We start from the raw sequence: 19,831 nt of genomic DNA on the forward strand, positions 1-19,831 counted from the left end.
ATCCTCAGAACAGATCGCTGCGCGATTTCAGCAGGGTTTCAACGTCTTTATCGACCTTAATGTGGATCTCATGTTCGATTTTGACATTCATGTTGATGGTAATCGGCTCCTTTGGCGCAGCGACTTCAATGCGCGGCGTACAGCCGGACAGTAGCGCGGCAACGGCAACGGTGAGCGCACCAGCCATCTTTTTCATTGTTATTCCTCACTTTCCTTGCCAGTCGAACTGCGGAGACCGGGTATCGCCGCGTGTTGCTCAAACCAGGTTTGCAGGTTGTCTCCAAAACGCAGGCTGCGCCAGAGGGTAAAGACATTCTCGTCATGGGTATAGTTCAGGTTGACGGAGCTGCTTTTGCCATCGACCCGGCTGGTCCCCTTGATGGTCGCCTGCATGGTTAATTCACCCAGATTATCTAAATTGATTCTCGTCCACGAACGCGAAATTTCCATGTAGCGGAGCCAGTTAATCGCGGCGCCCGCGACCATATTGTCTTTCACGATGGCGTCGGCCGTATCTTTGTCGATGCGCAGCGTCATTGGCCCCGGGTTGGTCAGCCAGCCATCCTTAATGATCCATTTTTCATTGTCCAGCCAGAACGGCAGCGCCCCGCTGACCGGCCCCGACATGGCGAACTGTTTCGGATTGACGGCGCTAATCAGCTCGCTCGAGGAGATATTGTCCACGCGCAGCAGGGCCGGATCGTGCTGCGGCATTCGCAGCTGCTGCATGGTGATCTTCCCGCCGAGGGTTTCCACCTTCACGTTGGTGAGCAGCAGCGGATTGTCCTCCGTCCAGGGATAATCGCCCTGTAAATCCGCAGTAATGTTGCGCGCGGTCACCAGGTTTACCACTTCACCGATGCGCAACGTGACCGGACCGCGCGTGCCCAGAGACCAGGTGCCCTCGCTGAAGCGGAACGGCAGCACAAAATCGACGCCGTTAATCTGGTTATCGGGCATCCAGGCGCTGCCGGATTTCAGCACCCCGTGCCCGCCCGCTTCAAAGCCCTGATCGGCCGCCGCCGAGAAGGCGACCTGCGCATAAAGCGCCCCGTCGCGCAGCGTCATTTTCCAGTCCGGCGGAATAAGCGGCTGGAATACGGTGAGGGACTGTTTCGGCCACCAGGCCTGCCCGCGAAGGCGCACGCCATCCCAGCGTCCGTTAACCTGTACCGGGCCGATGTTGTCCGCATGGAGGTCACCCTTAAACTGAAAAATCGTCGGGTCGGTGCCGTCGACGCTGAAGGTCAGGACCGAGGGCGGCAACACGCTACCGCCGGAGAAACGGGTTTGCCCTGCGTTGAGCGACAGCGCCCCACTGAAGGTTGGTTTTTCGGCATCGCGCAGCCAGCGTACAGGCCGATCCAGCACCAGACGCGGCGTGCTGACCTCCATCGTGCCGTACTGAAGCTTGTCAAAGCCGGTGGAGAGCGCCGTCAGCTCAATAAGGTTGTCGCGCCACTCGCCTTTCCCGGCGACATCCCAGCGGGCATGCATCGGCGTAAAGCCGCCTTTGCCCCAGTAGCGCCACTGCCACAGGCCGTTATCGGGTAAAAAGTCGTTGGCCTGACCGTCCAGGTGGAGTTCAAAATCCCCCATCTGGTTTTCATGGGCGCGCAGAATCGCCTGTAAACGACCGTCCACGCCCTTCTGCGTCAGCTTCACGCCCGCCAGCGGCCAGCGGATTTCATCGATATCGAGTGAGTCAATGATGCGCCCGCGCGAGCGGAGCAGCGCGCCCGGCTCAAAGGCCAGCTGCGGTTCATACAGGCTGCCGGTCAGTTTTGCCGGTAACTTGGCGTAAAGAATGAGATCGTTTTGCTTCGCCTCGCCGCTCAGGTGCAGGGGCATGTCGCTGTTTTCCATGCTGAGCCTGCCGGGCCCAATATTCAGTACCGCGTTGCCTTTACCCGCATCGCCTTGCGTCAAGACGTTCAGTCGTCCGGTCAGGGTGGCTTTCTCCAGCCCCTGCTGCCAGTTGTCGGCGCGAAGGGACACCCGCCCGCTCAGTGGCATACCCGAGAGATCCCAGTTCCAGCGCCCGTCGCTGATGTTGAGCTGTTGCGCCGTGATCTGCCACGGCAGGTCGAGAAGCGGATCGGGGTTGTCTCTCGCCATCACCATCAGCTGTCCCTGATTGTCTTCCCAGTCGAGATCGGCATCGACCAGAGACGTTAACTGTGGCACGTTAAAGGTCGCCACCGCGTGGCCTTTCACCGGCACGCCGTCCGGCACCAGCGGCAGGGTAAACTCGCCCACCAGCTTAATCGGCTGCGGCTGATCCGGGAGCTGAACATCGAACTGGCTGACCGAGAGCGTCTGACCGCGAAGCGTGCCTTTAATGCTGACCTGCTCGCCTTTATAGGCGATCTCCTGGCTGGAGGGGGTTAGCGACGCCTGCAGCTCGCCCTGCCACTGCTGCCAGGGCGACAGCGTCAGGCGGTGAATCGTGAGCCAGGTATTGGGTAACACAGCCTGCCATTGTGCCAGCGTTTTCGGGGCGACCGTTGAGGGCGCCGACTGGGGAATTTTGCTCAGGCAGACGGTGTTAAGATCCAGCGCGCCGATATCCAGCTTCCAGCGGCTGGGGTGTGACAGCGTCACGTTATCGATGCGGGCAATTTCGCAGTCTTCCACCAGATAGCGAAGATCGGGGATCACCAGCGCGCGGCGAGTCAGTTTCGGACTCTCTTCGAACGCGATGCGCGTCCCGACGGGAAGCCAGATCCCGGCGAGCGTCGGTACCCACTGAGCGAGCGTCATCAGCAGCGTCAGCGGCAACAATATGAACAGCAGTAAAAGCGCAAGAGCGGCTTTGTATTTACCCTTCATGGGCAGTTAATATCCTGATTTAGCGAAAGAATTAAGCCGGCAGTGCCGATCATTGTCGCATGTTTAGCGGTTGAGTTGAAGTTGACGCCAAGTTAAGAATAGATGCTGTAATAGTAAGCGGTAATTTTTTTGCTATGCGTAACCTAAAGAATATAGTTTCGGTTCAATTGGTTACGCATAAGTTCAAGAATAATCGCAGAGCAGATTTGCGACATTAATACCTATTCCGTGGCATTGCCAGCAGGTAAAGCATGGCGAATATCAATGACCCCCAATACACCGAGTCGTACCGCCAGGGATCAAAATCAATATGTAAAAAACCGCTAACAAACTCATAGCCGTTGGCAAAAACGTTAATTTGAATGGCTGCGATGGCTATCACAAATAGCGTATAGGCAATGAACAGAGGATATTTATGAAGCCTGTTGACCTTGAGTTTCCCGAGGTACAACAAGAAAAAAACGACAATAGATACAATAAAATAGCATACGGCAGGTAGAATCGGTGGGGTTAATGACAACTCGAATTGTTCCGACATAATTAATTCTCTTTAGCTATCTGGTACATCTGCCAACCTGTGACGCTTCCACTGGTTAAATCCAGAGCCATCGCTGTTTTAGAAGCCTCTTGCCATCCTCTGATATAATCAGATTCAATGTTGCGAAACAGACTCCAGGATTTTTCTCGGGGAGCCAGTACTCTCCTGCCCGCGCCATAGGCTGATAAAGAGATATCAACTACTCCATAGACAATATCAGCTTCATTATTCCCATAGCCGAGTTTCGCTGCTACGTAACGATAAGCATCTCTTAGCGTGCCAGACCGATCTTCACGATAAAGAAGATAGTATCCATTTTCATACATGTTGTTTAGCCCATGAGTAATCATAGGTGCACCATACGCAGCACAGGCCAGACCCAGCGAACCGACGCATAAACTAGCGCCCCCATACACTTGCGCCCCACCGGCAACGAAACCGATCTGTTTAAGCGCTAAAGTCGTCGTTGTTGTTCGGTTTTTTTCAACAACAATAAATAACTTAGCTTTATTGAAGGTGAGTAAATCATCCTGTTCCTTAAGATGATGTATCTGTTCATCAAGTAATTGAATCCCGCCTGACCAGGTCAAGCAATGCGACTCGATCTCCCTTCTCAGGTGAGCAACAAGTTGTTGAGTTTCAAAAAACATACCAGCGGTACCATAAAGCAAATGCTTTGTGGCAATTCGCTGCGCAAGATTTTCAATCTCTAAGACTTTCTCTTCGAAATGACTTTTATCCCGATGATGGTTGTACATTCGGTCTCCCTGTCATTTTAAAATGATAGTAATAATACTACCTTCGATGTTAGGACATTCAAAGAGCTACGTCATTTTAACAGCTAAAGGTAGTCACATTTTCAAGCATTGGGAAACCACTTACCCAAACATACGCACTTGTTGTGACTTTAGTCTCCCCCATAGCCCCCTTAGAGTAAAACAAGCAGACATGTCGCTGGTGTCAGTCCCGCTTAAGAAATCGGTGGATATGAATATCATGGAGTTAGGGTGCACATATGCTCTAGAATAATTGATAGAACTTATTGAATTCAATAATATTTTAGAAATTGTAAGATAATTTTAATCATGCTAACGTGAATGCAAAATCACTGGAGAAAGTCTTATGAAACTCGCAGTATATAGCACAAAGCAGTACGACAAAAAGTATCTGCAACATGTTAACGAGGCTTACGGGTTTGAGCTTGAATTTTTCGACTTTCTGCTGTCCGAAAAAACCGCCAAAACGGCGCACGGCTGTGAAGGCGTCTGCATTTTCGTAAACGATGACGGCAGTCGCCCGGTGCTGGAAGAGTTGAAAAAACAGGGGGTGAAGTACATCGCCCTGCGCTGTGCGGGCTTCAACAATGTGGACCTCGACGCGGCAAAAGAGCTGGGTCTGAAGGTGGTGCGCGTTCCGGCGTACTCCCCGGAAGCGGTGGCTGAACATGCGATTGGCATGATGATGTCCCTCAACCGTCGTATTCACCGCGCTTATCAGCGCACCCGTGACGCCAACTTCTCGCTGGAAGGGCTGACCGGCTTTACCATGTACGGCAAAACCGCTGGCGTAATCGGCACCGGTAAAATTGGCGTGGCTGCCCTGCGCATTCTGAAAGGCTTTGGCATGCGTCTGCTGGCATTCGATCCGTACCCAAGCGCCGCAGCGCTGGATCTGGGCGTGGAGTACGTGGACCTGCCGACCCTGTTCTCGCAGTCCGACGTGATTTCCCTGCACTGTCCGCTGACCCCGGAAAACTACCACCTGCTTAACCAGGCGGCGTTTGACCAGATGAAGGATGGCGTGATGATCATCAACACCAGCCGCGGCGGGCTGGTTGATTCTCAGGCTGCTATCGAAGCCCTGAAGACCCAGAAGATTGGCGCGCTGGGGATGGACGTGTATGAGAACGAACGCGATCTGTTCTTTGAAGACAAGTCTAATGACGTCATCCAGGACGACGTGTTCCGTCGCCTCTCTGCCTGCCATAACGTGCTGTTTACTGGTCACCAGGCGTTTCTGACGGCCGAAGCGCTGATCAGCATTTCTGAAACCACGCTGGGGAACCTGCAGCAGCTGGAAAAGGGCGAAGCGTGCCCTAACGAGCTGGCTTAAGTGCTACGCCGGGTGGGCGGCTAAGCCTCACCCGGCGCGTTTGTTTCCCAGCTTCGGTGCGCAACGCGCCACCAGAGCAGGACGGCAGCCAGCGCAATCGCGCTCAGGACACTGAATGCCGTCGCAAACGAGTAATGACCGGCGATCGTCCCGGTTAATGCCGGACTCATGGATGCCCCTACTCCCTGCATCAACATCACCACGCTCTGCCCGGCATTGACGTGCCCGCTTCCGCGCAGCAGCACCACAATAAACGACGGTACGACGACACCCAGGATCCCGGCGGCCAGGCCGTCGAGAATTTGTACCGGGATCATCATTAACGGCGCATCCGTGGATGCCGCCAGCGCCGCACGCACCGGCATAACCAGCAGCGCCAGCATAATCAAGCGCCAGTAGCCATAGTGTTCGATCCGGCGCGAGGCCCAGATGGCGACGGGGATCATCACGGCCTGAGAAATGATGACGGTACCAGCCGCATACAAACCGGGGTTGATCGCGGCAGGTGCCGCGGCAACCCTCATGCTCAGCATCGGCAGCAGCGCGGCGTTCGCCAGGTGGAACAGCAGCAGCGTCAGCCCGGTCACAAACAGCGCCCGGTTTTTCATCAGCACCGCAAAACCGGGGACCGGCAGGCTCGCTGAAGAGGACAGCCCGCGCGCCGCGTCGTTATCGATATCGCTGTTGCGAATGGCAAGCAGCGCACACAGCGTAAGCAGCGTGGTGCTGGTCATCAGCAGGAAAATCCCGCCCACGCCCCAGTACCACGCAATGCCGCCCGCGATCAGTGCAGTAACAAAATTGCCGCCGTGATTGAACGCCTCGTTTCTACCCATTTGCGCGCTGAACCCGCCCTGCCCGGTCAACCCCAGCGTAATCCCGGCGATTAACGGCCCGACAAATGCCGCACAGATACCGGTGACGACTTGCGACACGGCGACAACGCCGCTCTGCTGGCTAAACCAGAGCAGAAGCGTGCTGAGCGTGATCAGAATGCACAGCAGCGCGAGTACAGCACGCTTGTTGCGGGAGGTGTCGGTGATGAACCCCGCTGGCAGCGTGGCCAATAAGCCCGCCAGCCCGCCGGCCGTCATCAGGATGCCGATATCATCAGGGGTCCAGTGGCGTTCGGTCAGGAAAATACCGAGGAAAGGCCCCAGACCGTCACGAACATCAGCAATGAAAAAACTTGTCAGGCATAACGCCCGCAGCGAACGAAGAGACATACTTCCTGCCTTGCCTGTTATTGCCTGAAATAAGCAAAATGCAGTATACCGGGTATTTTTGAAAATCAGATGACGTCTGAAAAATATTCCCTGCAAACTTAAACAATACATCAAGGGCGCTGTTTTTTTACTTTACTCATTATTGCGCCTGCTTATACTGGCAAAAAATTTCACAGGAGTCCTTCGTTGGAAAGCCATTTTATCGTTGATACGAAGGTAAGCTGACGCGATTTTCTCGCTGCTTACCTTAACGGTGGGCAGCAATCCTCTTGACGTGATTGCATCCCAATACATTAAGAACGGCCAAATTTGTGGGGCATCGCGATGTTCATGTTTAATCATTCACTCTTTCCACCGCCCTCGCGCTGACATTCTTTGCGTTTTAACTGCGTCATACTGTGCTTTGTGAAGCGCTGACGCTTATCGTGTAACCATGTTAACAGGCGACAGGCTGATGTTCCCTTATATCTCTCATCTGCTCGCAGCGATGCTGCTGGGCGCAATTATTGGCGCGGAAAGACAGTGGCGCCAGCGTATGGCCGGGCTTCGCACCAATGCTCTGGTTGCAACGGGTGCGGCCGTGTTTATTTTAAGTTCCCTCTCGACGTCACCCGATAGCCCGGGGCGTATTGCAGCGCAGATTGTCTCCGGAATAGGTTTTCTTGGCGCTGGCGTTATTATGCGTGAGGGAATGAATATTCGCGGTCTTAATACCGCCGCGACACTGTGGTGTTCGGCCGGAATTGGCGTGCTATGTGGATTAGGTCAATTCTGGAATGCCGGTATGGCCAGCGTGATTATTCTGTGCGCCAACATCCTGCTTCGCGAAGCTGCGCAGCGGATTAATCAACTGCCCGCGATCCATGAAGGCGAAAAATGCTATGTCCTGAAAATCACCTGTGATGACGAGCATGAAGATGCGGTGCGGCAGAGTGTGGTCAACATGGCGAAAGAGTTGACGTTGAGTCTGAAAGCCATTTATTGCGATACGGCGCAAGCAGAAGGAAAAACTGAAATACGGGCCGAGGTGATGACCCGTGAGGAATACCGGAAATTACTCGAGCTAATTATGGGTAATATTGGCGGGAATAAAATTATGGCTTCCGTAAGCTGCCACGCAATATGAATACGATACCGGGCATTGCGCCCGGTTGAGGCTTCCCGTTTTGCAGAAATGGGCAGTGACATGGGCCGATGAATCCCAGGATGCCCCGTTTAACAAACGTTCTTTGTCACACTACTTGACGAATTCAGAGGCAGGTTCGACCGGGCGAATATCACATAACCAAAATTTGTCCTCGTTATGACAGCCTGCTCTCTGTTTTGAAGGAATTAACGGCCTACTCTGAGTTGTGCAAAAAACACTCAGGAAGGACACATGTACAACACCATTTTGGTTCCCATTGACATTTCCGAGGATAGCCTGACGCACATGGTTATCCCGTTCGTTCAGGCACACACCGCACTTAACACGGCCAAGGTTCACTTTCTTACCGTTATTCCATCGCTTCCCTATTTTTCATCGTTAGGTTTGGCCTACTCCGTGGAAGTGCCGAAGATAAAAGAATTCCAGCACGCTGCTTTAGCGAAACTGGATGAGATTGTTAAGCAATTCAAAGTCCCTGCAGACAAGATACAGACCCACGCCGTGACGGGGTCTCCGAAGGATCAGATCCTTAAGCTCGCTGACACGATCGGCGCCGACCTGATCATCATTGCCTCCCACAAACCTGACATCTCGACCTATCTGTTGGGTTCGAACGCTGCGGCAGTGGTGCGGCATGCGAAATGCCCTGTGCTGGTTGTAAGATAAAAAAACCGGGCGTAACGCCCGGTTTTTTAAGCCAACACCATGAACCGCTCCCAACAGACAGCTACACAGGAATATGAGCAGGTTTACAATCCCTGGCCAGCCTTACCTGTTCACGCAAAGCGCAAATGGCGACTGCAGATTTCCAATCAGCCAGCCATTACCTGTAGGTTCAATCTTCAGCTGGCGAACGGTTCCCTCGGGAACATAAAAGAAGCTGCTTTTAAAACTGTCATCATCAGCTGTATCACGCGGATTTTTAACGTAGCGCGTATCGGTTAGGGCAATCTCACCCGGCCTGTTCATCTCATAGCTAAAGAGAATTGTGCGTGAGATGACATTAACACCTCGCGCTGACTGGATATTCCCAGACAGGACAGCCTGGCCATCGTGGTTTTTATCTAAACGGAAAATAAACTCCAGCGTAGCGACGAAATCAGGTTCGTGATGGTTGTAACGTACAATTGTGGAACAGTTAACACTCAACGCACTCTGTTTATGACGCATGTGAACGTAGAACCACACCGATAACGCCAGGATGAGGAGTAAAATTACGGCCGATATTCCTGTTTTTTTATTGATTGCGTTCATAACCACTCCAGTAGTTATTCAGACAGGAGATGTAATTATTATTCTTTTGCGTGCATCGACTGATAAACGCCCTCCCCTTATTGCCGTACAGATAGGACTCTGAAACCTGATAGAGAAAAGAAGTGCCTTCCAGACACTGAATATGATTTGAGTTAGCCAGTTCTAAAAACAGTTCTTTTTTTTGCTCTGACAGGGATGCAGAGTTGCTCTGGACTGTATAGACAGGACAGGTGTCGTAGTTAAACAAAAAATGAGGCTTAATCTGTTTTATTTCCTTTACGTCTTTCGACGGAATTACGAGACCTGACACAACTAAGGTAGCGCTGATTAAAAGTACAATCAGTGCCAGCGTATAATGAAGAACCTTGTTCTTACCCGCTACCGCCGTACGGTGTACTACCTTTATTATCTCCGACTCTTCATCTTCTTTGAGTCGTCCATCAGCAATCGTAGATTCAGTTATATCCCTGACATCAATATCACTGTTAAACATAAAGCCGACCCGAGGCACTGTGGTAATACATTCATCCGTAATACCAAACTGGACGAAGTGTTTTCTCAGTTCTGAGATGTATTTATTTAATGTGTGACTCGATGAGCGCAACCCATGAGCATCCCAGACGTTATCCAGGAGTTCATTCCGTGTCAGGACTTGACCATGCCTTTCGAGAAGGCATGTGAGTAGCCTGTTCATTGTCAGGGTCAGAATGACAGTAGAGCCCTCGTCTCCGGATGGCCATATGGCACCATCTTCAGAGCGATAAAAAACCCTATTATCAATCACAAAAACCATCTCTGACTCCTTATCCATGATGGTAATTGAATGGATCTTCACATTTATCCAGCCTGCGAAAGCCCATTAACTTCTTTCTCGCATCTTAGCACAGCAAGACGCAACAACCTCTTCTGCAGACTTATCACTTGTAAATGAAATACCAAGCAGAATATAAGTTTGTATTTTAATAAATTCGCAATACATGTATCTACACGCCGTTTTGGGTTGATAGGATTGTTCGCAGAAGTGAATGAGCAGGTTCTTATTCTTCAGGAGCAGCAATCCGACCTACCGCCATTCACAGCCTCGGGTACGAAGAGACACCTCGGGTAGCGAATCCAGTAGATAAGGAGCGACATTATGATAAGCACCAAAATGCTCATGAAGGCAGAACGTTTCTTCATCAAAGCCCGTACAGTGATTAGAGAAACAATCTTATCAGCGGAACTGACCAATGCTGAATTTGTACCGTTTATCCAGCCCGTATGTAAGGGAGATAAGATCGTAGGCGGAGAGGTATTACTCAGAGTTCTCAAAGATGGGATTTACCAATCTCCCGAAAAATACCTTTCGGCAATAGAATCATGTGAGGTGATTAATGATGTCACTTGCAGTCTGATGTCTGATGTTAAAACATTTTTCGAAGGCTATGAAGGTACTCTACCTGATGACTTTTATCTCTCCTTCAACATCTGTGCGAGACAGTTGAACTCTTCAAGAGTTATTGAAGCAGTGACGGACTTTAAGAAAACATTCGACGGACGCATTTCTGTCACGCTGGAAATTGTCGAACGCGGAACAATGAACCTGGACGACTTTGCACTCGAGGCTATGCAGCAACTTACTGAGTCAGGTGTGCGATTTGCGATTGATGATTTCGGCAGCGGGAGTTCATGCCTTAAATATATTGAACATGCAGGTTTCTCAACTATCAAGATTGATAAATGCCTCACAATTGCCAGCAATGGATCATTAATCTATTCCGCGGTGATTGATTCAATTATCACTCTCGCAGAGCGGCTGCAAATTCATGTCATTGCTGAAGGTATAGAAAATAAAGAACAACTATCGCTTTTGAAAGATAGAGGGGTGGATATTTTTCAGGGTTATCTATTTTCAAAACCTGTAAGCATGCACGAGTTTTGCACGCACATATAACGTTTTTCAAAAGCATAAACACAACAATTCGCAACCTATCATGGAAAGCATTACTTAAATAACAGTAGTGCACTCGACCTATTTGTTACAGATTTAAATTACCACCGAGGACAAATTATATATGTCAGCTAACTTCCCAAATCCGCCAGAGTTTCCGTCCTGCACAGGACCGGAAGGAATTCTTTATGACTTTAACTATGGCGCGCGCGTTTTGCTTCCGGAAGGAAAATGGCACGTCATTTTAATGGACGACGACAGCGGTAATATTCTTTTCAGCTGTGATTCAGAAGGCGGCTGGGTCACCAGTATTAAAAAATATTACGTCCGCTTCCGCATTCAGGTATTCCACCAGGGATCGGCGAGCCCGATCCTGGATGAAACGCTGGATATGAAGGACAAGCCCGTCGTCATCTTTTTCCCGACGGGGACGCTGGGCGACATGCTTGGGTGGTTCCATTATGCAGAGCGTTTTCGCCAGCTGCACCGCTGTCAGCTTGAGTGCGTCATGGGGCAGGAAATCATTGAACTGCTCAGCGCGCAGTATCCCGAGATCACATTCTCCACTAAGGACAATCTTCAGACGGTAAATCCCTACGCGTCCTGGTATGTAGGCCTTTTCTTTAAGGGTGATACCACACATCAGCCTATAGATTTCAGGAAGGTCGGCTTCCACCGTAATGCTGGCTACATCCTGGGAGTTGACCCGCGTGAATGCCCTCCCCGCCTGAAGCTGGATGCAGAACGGAAAATTGCTGAGCCATATGTCTGCATCGCCGCGCAGTCCACCAACCAGGCGAAGTACTGGAACAACGGCCATGGCTGGGCAGAAGTGGTTGCCCACCTTAAATCTCTGGGATACCGGGTGCTGTGCATTGACCGCCATGCGCATTACGGCCAGGGCTTCGTCTGGAACCACATCCCCCAGGGCGCTGAAGACTTTACAGGGAATATTCCGCTCCAGGAGCGTGTGGACCTGTTAAAGCATGCGAGCTTCTTTATCGGACTTGGCAGTGGGCTGTCATGGCTAGCCTGGGCGTCCGGTATCCCTGTGGTGTTAATCAGCGGATTCAGTCTCCCCAACAGCGAATTTTACACCCCCTGGCGGGTGTTCAGCAGCCATGGCTGTAACGGCTGCTGGGATGATACGTCCGTTGATTTTGACCATGTGGATTATTTGTGGTGTCCGCATCACAAGAACACCCCCCGACAATACGAGTGCACGAGTCTGATAACCGGTCGGCAGGTTATCGGCATGGTGGACCGTCTGCATTCAGGATTAGTTGATAAGTAAGGGACGTAAATATGAACAAGATATACACCACAGTCTGGTGCGAGTCGCGCCAGCAATGGATGGTAACCTCTGAACTCGCGACCGGGTCCGGTCGTCCGAAGCTGACGCCGAAGAAAAGCGCACTGGCGTTACTGCTGGGTGCCGTGCTGCTGCCTTCAGGCCCAGCCATGTCGGTAGATTATGTCGGCGTGACGGTAGATGTGAATACTACGGGTCCACAGATTCTTTATTCAGGCGATACAGCCACCGACACGACAATCACTACAGGTAGTTATCAGCGTATCAGTAGTGGCGGCAAGGCCACCATTACTACCATCAACGGCGGCTCCCAGCGCATAAGTGGAGGATCGGCTACCTCAACTACCATCAACAGTGGTGCATATCAGGAAGTCACCAGTGGTGGAACGGCCACCATTACTACCATCAACAGCGGCGGCTCCCAACGAGTCTCAAGCAGCGGCACAGCGACTTCCACTACCATCAACAGCAGTGGTGTTCAACACATCTCCAATGGTGGCTTGGCCAAATCCACAGACATCAGAAATGGTGGTGTTCAGCACATCTCCAATGGTGGCCTGGCCAACTCTACAACCATTAGAAATGGTGGTGCGCAATACGTCTACAGTGGCGGATCGGCCACTTAGAGTTGCTCTTCGCGAATCGCGGTTTTCAGTTCGAGTTCCAGTTTTCTCCGTTCAGTTAACTTTTCCGACATATCCGGGCGATAATAGACCCATCGGTTTCTGCCGGATTGCTTAGCCTGGTAAAGCGCAATATCGGCATAGCGTAAAAGATCGTTTGCGCTGCTGCTATCCAGGGGAGCCAGCGCAATCCCCATGCTTACGCCTATTGCGACATCATTACCCTCAATGGAGAAAGGACGGTTGAGTTCCTGTACGATGCGGTGACACACCTCATCAATCTGGTCTTTTTGGCTGGTATTGCCGAGAAGAAGCATAAATTCATCCCCTCCCTGCCGTGCGACAAAATCACCTCGACGAACGCAATTTTTAAGACGTAGAGCGACCTCGCCAAGCAGCGCATCCCCCGTGGAGTGCCCAAAAATATCATTGACGGGTTTAAACTTGTCTAAATCGAGGCAAATCATGGCAAAGGGATAATGGTTAAGGTCTTCTTTAGCCAACTGGCCTGCCAGAAATTCCTTAATATGATAGCGGTTCGGCAGACCGGTTAATTCATCATGACGTGACAGGAACTCCACCCGTTTAGTTGCTTCAACTTCCAGAGAAACGTCGGTTGCCGCGCCTCGCAAAACCACCGTTCCATCAGGCTGAGCAGAAAGCTTTGCCAGAAGCGTACAATAGGCCGTGGATTGTTGCGCATGAATATAAGGACAGTTCTTAAATTCAAAGCGTTCAGTTAATTCCCTGAGCCTCACACAGTTTTGTAATAATCCGCGTGACGTAGGAAAGAGTTCATCCAGCCTGCGGCCTATCCATTTGCTATTTTCATATCCCGTTACTGTAGAAAAACGACCTGAAAGCCAGGTTATCTTTAACGATAAATCTGTTTCCCAGAACCAGTCGCTGGTTGTTTCACTGACGTCCCGGAATCGTTTTTCACTGGTGATAAGATTCAACCGCGCCTGCTCGAGGAGAAAGGTATTTTCGTCAAGCATTCTCGCCTTCTGCATAATATGGCGCATGAGAATAACCGTCATCGATACCGTCAGAATAACTGAAAGAATGAGTAATGGTAAAAAATAAATAATCAACGCCTGGCCGGGGTTTTCACCGTCCCAGATAATTTGCACATCACCATTCTGGGTGTTTAAGGTAAATTCTGTTTGATTGTTTATTTGAGAAGTGACTGCATCAGGTGACGTACGAACATTTTTAATACCGGCATCCTGCCCAATCGCGAGGAGTTTTTTAGCCGTTAACTTGTCTACAAACACCATTACCGACGGTTTCCCCGGCAAGGGTTGTACGCTCGCGTCATCGCCCGTTGTTATCCATTCAGCAGAAACAATGGCTGGAACGGAATCGATAAGCGTGAGTATAGAAACCGGCAATCCATTGTTAACGCTCACCTCACGGAGTAATCGCTCCTTGGTTGATTTATCTAACCAGCGCCCGAGATCCTGAAGCTTCAGTTTCCCGTCAAGCACGCTGTATCGCGTGGTTCCTTCCGGGGAGAGAATAAACACCCCTTCGTAGCCAAAGTTGTCATACAGGGACTTACCCAGGTTCTGCTTATCCCATGCCCAGTGAACGTCAGTGTTCAAATGAAGATGTTTGTAGGCATCTCCCCATTCAGCATTATCTTTCAAGTGACTTCGCATGCTTTCCTGGCGGGAATCCAGGGCTTTCCTTAACAAAAATTCATCGTGCTTATCGCTGATTTTATTAACATTATTTTTTATTAATAGCAGGGAAATTATTGCCGCAATGAAAATACTTATCAACAATGTCACTATATACGTAAAGGTTTTATTTATCAGCCCCTTAGAAGGCTCGGCATCCGTAAAACCGGGATTGTTCAGAGGTAGGGTCATCATTCGCCTTCTTATACTGCTAATACGTCAATTTTTATGCCACCTTTATTTATCGGCAAAGAATAATAAAAATTTATAGTTAAAACCCTTAAGCTTAAAGAACATTTGATTTTTACAATCCAGATCAAATTATTAGCTCTCTTACAGCCTGAATTCGGTTAAATACATCTCCCGGAGGGAGTGACCTTTAACCTCGCCGGTTTTATTTATAAAGAACATAATCTTAGTTTTTATGCTGTAACGGTTACAGGCGTATAAAAAACCGGGCGTAAAGCCCGGTTCTTTTTTCATACGGCATTGACTCTATTCGCTCAATCCGCGGTTATCCAGCATCGGCTCAATCTTCGGATCGTGCCCACGCCAGTTGCGATACAGTTCGGCTAAATCTGTGCTGTTCCCGCGCGACAAAATGGCCTCGCGGAATTTTTGCCCGTTTTCACGCGTCAACCCGCCCTGCTCGACAAACCACTGATAGCCGTCGTCGGCCAGCATTTGCGTCCACAGGTAGGCGTAATACCCCGCCGCGTAGCCGCCGCCGAAGATATGGGCAAAATAGCTGCTGCGGTAGCGCGGCGGCACGGCAGGCAGATCCAGCCCCTCTTTCTTCAACGCTGCCGCTTCAAAATCCTCCACGCTCAAAACGGCCTCGCTGATGCCGTGCCAGTTCATGTCCAGCAGCGCGGCACCCAGCAGTTCGGTCATGTCATAACCCTTGTTGAAATGGGTCGCGTTTAGCATGCTTTCCCGCAGCGCGTCCGGCATCGGTTCGCCGGTTTCGTAATGGCGCGCATAGTGGGTAAACACCTGAGGATGGCTGGCCCAGTGCTCGTTGATTTGCGACGGGAACTCAACAAAATCACGCGGCGTATTGGTGCCGGAAAGGGTGGCGAAACGCTGGCTGGCAAAGAGACCGTGCAGCGTATGGCCAAACTCGTGGAACAGGGTTATTACGTCATCCCAGGAGAGAAGCGCGATACCGCCATTCGCCGGTTTCTGGTAGTTACAGACGTTGTAGATCACCGGACGGGCAGCAAACTCGAAGGATTGCTCGACGAAATTCCCCATCCATGCCCCGCCCTGTTTGGAATCACGGGCAAAGAAGTCACCGTAAAACAGCGCCATGCCCTCGCCGGTGTGGTCGAAAATTTCCCATACGCGGACGTCCGGGTGATATACCGGGATATCGAAGCGTTCGACGAAGCGAATGCCAAACAGCTGGCTGGCAGCCCAGAATACGCCATCCTGCAGCACGGTATTGAGCGCAAAGTAGGGCCTGATCTGCGACTCATCGAGGGCATATTTTGTCTGGCGCACGCGCTCCGCATAAAAGGCCCAGTCCCAGGCCTCCACGGTGAAACCGCCCTGCTCGTCGTCGATGACTTTCTGAATATCGGCCTGCTCGCGTTCCGCGCGGGCGCGGGCGGCAGGCACAATGCCGCGCATAAATTCCAGCGCGGCGGCCGGGGTTTTCGCCATCTGGTCAGCGATGCTCCAGCTGGCGTAATCCTCAAAGCCCAGCAGACGGGCCTGCCGCGCGCGCAGCGCCGTCAGACGAAGAATCAGCGCGCGGGTGTCGTTTTCGTCCCCTTTCTGGGTACGCGTCCAGCCTGCGTTGAAGAGGTTTTCGCGTGTCTGACGATTGCGCAGCGCGGAAAGCGCGGGCTGCTGGGTGGTGTTCAAAAGCGGGATCAGCCAGCGATCGTTTAGCCCTCGCTCCGCGGCAGCCTGTGCCGCGTCAGCGATCTCCGTTGCGCTGAGCCCGTCAAGCTGGTGCGCATAATCCACCACCAGCCCACCGGTCTTATCAGCAGCCAGCAGACGCTGGTTAAACTGGCTGGTCAGGGAGGCCGCCTCGGTATTCAGCGCCTTCAGCTCGGCCTTTTCTGTCTCATTCAGACGCGCACCGGCCAGAATAAACCGCTGATACAGCTCCTCGACCAGACGACGGCATTCGGCGTCCAGCGCGGCACGGTCCTGCCAGACGCTCTCCACGCGGGCGAACAGCGCGTCATTCAGCCAGATATCGTTTGCCAGCGCGGCAAGCTCGGTGGAGAACTGTTCTTCCAGCTCCTGTAAAAACGGATTGGTGTGCGCGGAAGTCATGGCGAAGAACACGCTGCTGACACGCGAGAGCATGGCGCCGCTCTTCTCCAGCGCCAGCACGGTGTTCGTGAAGTCAGGCGCAGCGGCCTGAGCGACAATCGCGTCAATGTCCGCACGCTTCTGGCGAAGGGCTTCATCGAAGGCCGGACGATAGTGGCTGTCGTTGATCTGATCAAAATGGGGGGCCTGGTAAGGCAGCAGGCTGATGTCAAAAAAGGGATTCGTGGCCGTCATCTTTCACTCCTGAGTACGGGTATCCTCCCAGAGTAGGCCAGGCCGCCATCCCCTGCAACGCTGTCATACAAATGTTGCCTTAACGCACCCTCTGCGGCCGTGCTATGTTAGTAAAACACAAAAAGCGTTGAGGAACAGTGAGATGATTATTTTAGTTACCGGGGCAACGGCAGGTTTTGGTGAAAGCATCACGCGTCGCTTCGTCGCCAACGGGCACAAGGTTATTGCAACGGGCCGCCGTCAGGAACGTCTGCAGGAGCTTAAGGACGAATTAGGCGACAGCATCCTGACCGCACAGCTGGACGTGCGTAACCGCGCGGCGATTGAAGAGATGATTGCCAACCTGCCCGCCGAGTGGCTCGCCATCGACGTGCTGGTCAACAATGCCGGTCTGGCGCTGGGCATGGAGCCTGCCCACAAAGCCAGCGTGGAAGACTGGGAAAACATGATCGACACCAACAACAAAGGGCTGGTCTATATGACCCGCGCGGTGCTGCCGGGCATGGTTGAGCGCAATCGCGGCCACATTATCAATATCGGCTCCACCGCCGGAAGCTGGCCTTATGCAGGCGGCAACGTCTACGGCGCAACAAAAGCGTTTGTGCGCCAGTTCAGCCTTAACCTGCGTACCGATCTCCACGGCACCGCCATTCGCGTCACCGACATCGAGCCGGGCCTGGTGGGCGGCACCGAATTTTCCAACGTGCGTTTCAAAGGCGATGACGCGAAAGCAGACAAGACCTATGAAAACGCGAACGCCCTGACGCCGGAAGATGTCACCGAAACGGTCTGGTGGGTGGCGACGCTGCCAAAACACGTCAACATCAATACCGTAGAAATGATGCCGGTCAGCCAGAGTTTTGCCGGGCTTAGCGTCCATCGTAGCTAACGCTGCCCTTCCCGGCCTGCGGGCCGGGTCTGTTTCGGGTTATAAAAGAATGGTAGTATGTTCAGGCTAACTCTCTGAGAAATGACAACTCATGGCCGCTGAATCGCAACTCAATCCCACCCAGCCCGTAAACCAGCAAATCTATCGCATTTTGCGACGTGATATTGTCCATTGCCTGATCCCACCGGGAACGCCGCTTTCTGAAAAAGAGGTCTCCGTGCGTTTTGACGTTTCCCGTCAGCCGGTGCGTGAAGCGTTTATTAAGCTTGCGGAAAACGGTCTGATTCAGATCCGCCCGCAGCGCGGCAGCTACGTGAACAAAATTTCACTCTCTCAGGTGCGCAACGGCTGTTTTGTTCGCCAGGCCATTGAATGCGCGGTGGCGCGCCGTGCCGCAACGCTTATCAACGACAAGCAGTGTTACCTGCTGGAGCAAAACCTGCATCAGCAGCGGATTGCGATTGACCGTAAGCAGTTGAATGATTTCTTCCAGCTTGATGATGAATTCCACCAGAAACTGGCGCAGATTGCAGATTGCCAGCTGGCCTGGGACACCATCGAAAACATCAAGGCCACCATCGACCGCGTGCGTTATATGAGTCTCGATCACGTCTCTCCGCCGGAAATGCTGCTCCGACAGCATCATGATATTTTCAGCGCGCTGGAAAAACGCGACCCGGACGGCGTGGAAAAAGCGATGACGCTGCATCTGCAGGAAATTAGCGAATCCGTGCAGCTGATTCGTCAGGAAAATAGCGAGTGGTTTAGCGAAGAATAATATTTCGCCGCGCCCTTTCGGGTGCGGCGATGGGTTTAGCGAACGACTAACACCGGAATGGTTGCGTAGCGCAGGATAGATTCCGCATTTGATCCCAGCAGATGGGTGGTGATGCCCGGGTTTTTCGACCCGATGACGATCGCGTCATATTCCCCTTCCTTGCTCAGTTTGATAATTTCATCGCGGACGTTGCCAAAGCGAACCAGACAGTCAATTTTCTCCGGCGAGATATCGAACAGTCGTTTTAAGGCGTTCATTTTCTTCCCGGATTCCTCAGTCATATATTCTTCGAACTTTTTAATATCGGCGTTAAAACCGCGCAGCAGGGATCGGCTGCTGGTCGGCAGAATATTGACCAGGGTAATCGACGCGCCCTCGGCCTTCGCGAGGTTAGCCGCGTGGCGAACCGCTTTGTCACTCAAATCCATTTCAAATACATCAACAGGCATCAAAATCTTCTTATACATAAGCCTGGCTCCTTATTCCGATGAAAGGGTTATTTCCTGTATCCAGAATGGCATCGGGAATATAAACCAACCCTCAACGCTTACCTGCTGAAACTATCAGGTAATGAAAATAACGGTCTGCTTTGTAAATTGCTGTCGTGAACGGTCAGCGACCGAGGCAATAAAGAAAAAAGTGTGAGTTTGATCAAAAACAAAAACATCTGATGCAGACAGGCGTATTTATATGCCCCGTGAACGGCAACCCTGAAATAACGCCGTAACGAACAGGTTAGAGAGGAGAAAATACCATGATGACATACGACCGTAACCGCAATGCAATCACCACCGGCAGCCGCGTCATGATTAGCGGCACAGGCAAAAATGGCGTGATTAAAGCGATCCACAGCGACGGGCTGGATGCCGCGCAGGTGCGCCGCAGCAAAACGGTTGAAGTGGAAGGATGCGAAGGTAAGTTCGAACCGATTGAGCTGATTCGCCTGGGTATGCACTAAACGGTGCGCAGACATGCC

General features: G+C 51.8%; 19 protein-coding genes. 9 read left to right on the top strand and 10 right to left on the bottom strand.

The window, feature by feature from the left end; genetic code table 11:
* Positions 1-4: 4 nt before the first annotated feature.
* The 4 genes from B498_RS05935 to B498_RS05920 all read right to left on the bottom strand — a co-directional run bounded on the left by B498_RS05935 (position 5) and on the right by B498_RS05920 (position 4,128).
* Positions 5-196 (bottom strand): YnbE family lipoprotein, encoded by a 192-nt coding sequence (locus B498_RS05935; protein WP_008502388.1) that lies wholly within the window; start codon positions 194-196, stop codon positions 5-7.
* A gap of 2 nt (positions 197-198) precedes the next feature.
* Positions 199-2,832, bottom strand: a complete 2,634-nt coding sequence (locus B498_RS05930; RefSeq protein ID WP_008502389.1) for a YdbH family protein — start codon at positions 2,830-2,832, stop codon at positions 199-201.
* Positions 2,833-3,046: 214 nt separating this feature from the next.
* The gene (locus tag B498_RS05925; protein WP_008502390.1) at positions 3,047-3,370 is read right to left on the bottom strand and encodes a hypothetical protein; all 324 of its coding nucleotides are present in this window, start codon (positions 3,368-3,370) and stop codon (positions 3,047-3,049) included.
* Positions 3,371-3,372: 2 nt separating this feature from the next.
* Complete coding sequence (locus B498_RS05920; RefSeq protein WP_008502391.1) at positions 3,373-4,128, bottom strand: DUF4225 domain-containing protein; 756 nt, start codon at positions 4,126-4,128, stop codon at positions 3,373-3,375.
* A gap of 364 nt (positions 4,129-4,492) precedes the next feature.
* Here B498_RS05920 and B498_RS05915 point away from each other — a divergent pair, with 364 nt between their 5' ends.
* Positions 4,493-5,482 (top strand): 2-hydroxyacid dehydrogenase, encoded by a 990-nt coding sequence (locus B498_RS05915; protein WP_008502392.1) that lies wholly within the window; start codon positions 4,493-4,495, stop codon positions 5,480-5,482.
* 20 nt (positions 5,483-5,502) lie between these two features.
* Here the strand turns inward: B498_RS05915 and B498_RS05910 are convergent, their stop codons facing one another.
* Positions 5,503-6,708: an MFS transporter gene (locus tag B498_RS05910; protein WP_008502393.1), complete on the bottom strand. Its 1,206-nt coding sequence runs from the start codon at positions 6,706-6,708 to the stop codon at positions 5,503-5,505.
* A 454-nt stretch (positions 6,709-7,162) separates the two neighbouring features.
* On the opposite strand from B498_RS05910, the gene B498_RS05905 reads away from it, so the two are divergent.
* The gene (locus B498_RS05905; protein ID WP_008502394.1) at positions 7,163-7,834 is read left to right on the top strand and encodes an MgtC family protein; all 672 of its coding nucleotides are present in this window, start codon (positions 7,163-7,165) and stop codon (positions 7,832-7,834) included.
* A 252-nt stretch (positions 7,835-8,086) separates the two neighbouring features.
* Positions 8,087-8,521: a universal stress protein UspF gene (gene uspF, locus B498_RS05900; protein WP_008502395.1), complete on the top strand. Its 435-nt coding sequence runs from the start codon at positions 8,087-8,089 to the stop codon at positions 8,519-8,521.
* Between the two features lie 102 nt (positions 8,522-8,623).
* Here uspF and B498_RS05895 read toward each other — a convergent pair whose 3' ends face one another.
* Complete coding sequence (locus B498_RS05895; RefSeq protein WP_008502396.1) at positions 8,624-9,109, bottom strand: hypothetical protein; 486 nt, start codon at positions 9,107-9,109, stop codon at positions 8,624-8,626.
* Positions 9,093-9,902, bottom strand: a complete 810-nt coding sequence (locus B498_RS05890) for a winged helix-turn-helix domain-containing protein (RefSeq protein WP_008502397.1) — start codon at positions 9,900-9,902, stop codon at positions 9,093-9,095. Before B498_RS05890 ends, B498_RS05895 begins: the two co-directional genes overlap by 17 nt.
* Before the next feature lie 342 nt (positions 9,903-10,244).
* Here B498_RS05890 and B498_RS05885 point away from each other — a divergent pair, with 342 nt between their 5' ends.
* The 3 genes from B498_RS05885 (at position 10,245) to B498_RS23175 (ending at position 12,977) form a co-directional block, all read left to right on the top strand.
* Positions 10,245-11,042: an EAL domain-containing protein gene (locus B498_RS05885; RefSeq protein WP_008502398.1), complete on the top strand. Its 798-nt coding sequence runs from the start codon at positions 10,245-10,247 to the stop codon at positions 11,040-11,042.
* Positions 11,043-11,163: 121 nt separating this feature from the next.
* Positions 11,164-12,333 carry an autotransporter strand-loop-strand O-heptosyltransferase gene (locus B498_RS05880; protein ID WP_008502399.1) on the top strand — a complete coding sequence of 390 codons (1,170 nt, stop codon included), beginning with the start codon at positions 11,164-11,166 and terminating at the stop codon, positions 12,331-12,333.
* An 11-nt stretch (positions 12,334-12,344) separates the two neighbouring features.
* Entirely contained in the window at positions 12,345-12,977 is a 633-nt protein-coding gene (locus B498_RS23175; RefSeq protein ID WP_008502400.1) for an AIDA repeat-containing protein, read from the top strand.
* Here B498_RS23175 and B498_RS05870 read toward each other — a convergent pair.
* Positions 12,974-14,854, bottom strand: a complete 1,881-nt coding sequence (locus B498_RS05870; RefSeq protein WP_237716807.1) for a diguanylate cyclase domain-containing protein — start codon at positions 14,852-14,854, stop codon at positions 12,974-12,976. The two genes, B498_RS23175 and B498_RS05870, sit on opposite strands and share 4 nt — an antisense overlap.
* A gap of 300 nt (positions 14,855-15,154) precedes the next feature.
* Positions 15,155-17,188 (bottom strand): peptidyl-dipeptidase Dcp, encoded by a 2,034-nt coding sequence (dcp, locus tag B498_RS05865; protein ID WP_008502403.1) that lies wholly within the window; start codon positions 17,186-17,188, stop codon positions 15,155-15,157.
* A 142-nt stretch (positions 17,189-17,330) separates the two neighbouring features.
* On the opposite strand from dcp, the gene ydfG reads away from it, so the two are divergent.
* A complete protein-coding gene (gene ydfG, locus B498_RS05860; RefSeq protein ID WP_008502404.1) occupies positions 17,331-18,077 on the top strand; it encodes a bifunctional NADP-dependent 3-hydroxy acid dehydrogenase/3-hydroxypropionate dehydrogenase YdfG in 747 nt (248 codons plus the stop codon).
* Positions 18,078-18,168: 91 nt separating this feature from the next.
* Positions 18,169-18,855 carry a GntR family transcriptional regulator gene (locus B498_RS05855; protein WP_008502405.1) on the top strand — a complete coding sequence of 229 codons (687 nt, stop codon included), beginning with the start codon at positions 18,169-18,171 and terminating at the stop codon, positions 18,853-18,855.
* 35 nt (positions 18,856-18,890) lie between these two features.
* On the opposite strand, the gene B498_RS05850 is transcribed toward B498_RS05855, so the two are convergent.
* Entirely contained in the window at positions 18,891-19,322 is a 432-nt protein-coding gene (locus B498_RS05850) for a universal stress protein (RefSeq protein WP_008502406.1), read from the bottom strand.
* Positions 19,323-19,609: 287 nt separating this feature from the next.
* Here B498_RS05850 and ydfZ point away from each other — a divergent pair, with 287 nt between their 5' ends.
* Positions 19,610-19,813 carry a putative selenium delivery protein YdfZ gene (ydfZ, locus tag B498_RS05845; protein ID WP_008502408.1) on the top strand — a complete coding sequence of 68 codons (204 nt, stop codon included), beginning with the start codon at positions 19,610-19,612 and terminating at the stop codon, positions 19,811-19,813.
* The last annotated feature ends 18 nt before the right edge of the window (positions 19,814-19,831 follow it).

Origin of the sequence: Enterobacter sp. SST3, from assembly GCF_000286655.1 — a bacterium.
GTDB classification, from domain to species: Bacteria; Pseudomonadota; Gammaproteobacteria; order Enterobacterales; family Enterobacteriaceae; genus Enterobacter; species Enterobacter roggenkampii.

What these genes read in the sequence shown, in the direction of transcription:
- B498_RS05935 (WP_008502388.1), bottom strand. Translation starts at nt 196, where the DNA reads ATGAAAAAGATGGCTGGTGCGCTCACCGTTGCCGTTGCCGCGCTACTG.
- B498_RS05930 (WP_008502389.1), bottom strand. Translation starts at nt 2,832, where the DNA reads ATGAAGGGTAAATACAAAGCCGCTCTTGCGCTTTTACTGCTGTTCATA.
- B498_RS05925 (WP_008502390.1), bottom strand. Translation starts at nt 3,370, where the DNA reads ATGTCGGAACAATTCGAGTTGTCATTAACCCCACCGATTCTACCTGCC.
- B498_RS05920 (WP_008502391.1), bottom strand. Translation starts at nt 4,128, where the DNA reads ATGTACAACCATCATCGGGATAAAAGTCATTTCGAAGAGAAAGTCTTA.
- B498_RS05915 (WP_008502392.1), top strand. Translation starts at nt 4,493, where the DNA reads ATGAAACTCGCAGTATATAGCACAAAGCAGTACGACAAAAAGTATCTG.
- B498_RS05910 (WP_008502393.1), bottom strand. Translation starts at nt 6,708, where the DNA reads ATGTCTCTTCGTTCGCTGCGGGCGTTATGCCTGACAAGTTTTTTCATT.
- B498_RS05905 (WP_008502394.1), top strand. Translation starts at nt 7,163, where the DNA reads ATGTTCCCTTATATCTCTCATCTGCTCGCAGCGATGCTGCTGGGCGCA.
- uspF (WP_008502395.1), top strand. Translation starts at nt 8,087, where the DNA reads ATGTACAACACCATTTTGGTTCCCATTGACATTTCCGAGGATAGCCTG.
- B498_RS05895 (WP_008502396.1), bottom strand. Translation starts at nt 9,109, where the DNA reads ATGAACGCAATCAATAAAAAAACAGGAATATCGGCCGTAATTTTACTC.
- B498_RS05890 (WP_008502397.1), bottom strand. Translation starts at nt 9,902, where the DNA reads ATGGTTTTTGTGATTGATAATAGGGTTTTTTATCGCTCTGAAGATGGT.
- B498_RS05885 (WP_008502398.1), top strand. Translation starts at nt 10,245, where the DNA reads ATGATAAGCACCAAAATGCTCATGAAGGCAGAACGTTTCTTCATCAAA.
- B498_RS05880 (WP_008502399.1), top strand. Translation starts at nt 11,164, where the DNA reads ATGTCAGCTAACTTCCCAAATCCGCCAGAGTTTCCGTCCTGCACAGGA.
- B498_RS23175 (WP_008502400.1), top strand. Translation starts at nt 12,345, where the DNA reads ATGAACAAGATATACACCACAGTCTGGTGCGAGTCGCGCCAGCAATGG.
- B498_RS05870 (WP_237716807.1), bottom strand. Translation starts at nt 14,854, where the DNA reads ATGATGACCCTACCTCTGAACAATCCCGGTTTTACGGATGCCGAGCCT.
- dcp (WP_008502403.1), bottom strand. Translation starts at nt 17,188, where the DNA reads ATGACGGCCACGAATCCCTTTTTTGACATCAGCCTGCTGCCTTACCAG.
- ydfG (WP_008502404.1), top strand. Translation starts at nt 17,331, where the DNA reads ATGATTATTTTAGTTACCGGGGCAACGGCAGGTTTTGGTGAAAGCATC.
- B498_RS05855 (WP_008502405.1), top strand. Translation starts at nt 18,169, where the DNA reads ATGGCCGCTGAATCGCAACTCAATCCCACCCAGCCCGTAAACCAGCAA.
- B498_RS05850 (WP_008502406.1), bottom strand. Translation starts at nt 19,322, where the DNA reads ATGTATAAGAAGATTTTGATGCCTGTTGATGTATTTGAAATGGATTTG.
- ydfZ (WP_008502408.1), top strand. Translation starts at nt 19,610, where the DNA reads ATGATGACATACGACCGTAACCGCAATGCAATCACCACCGGCAGCCGC.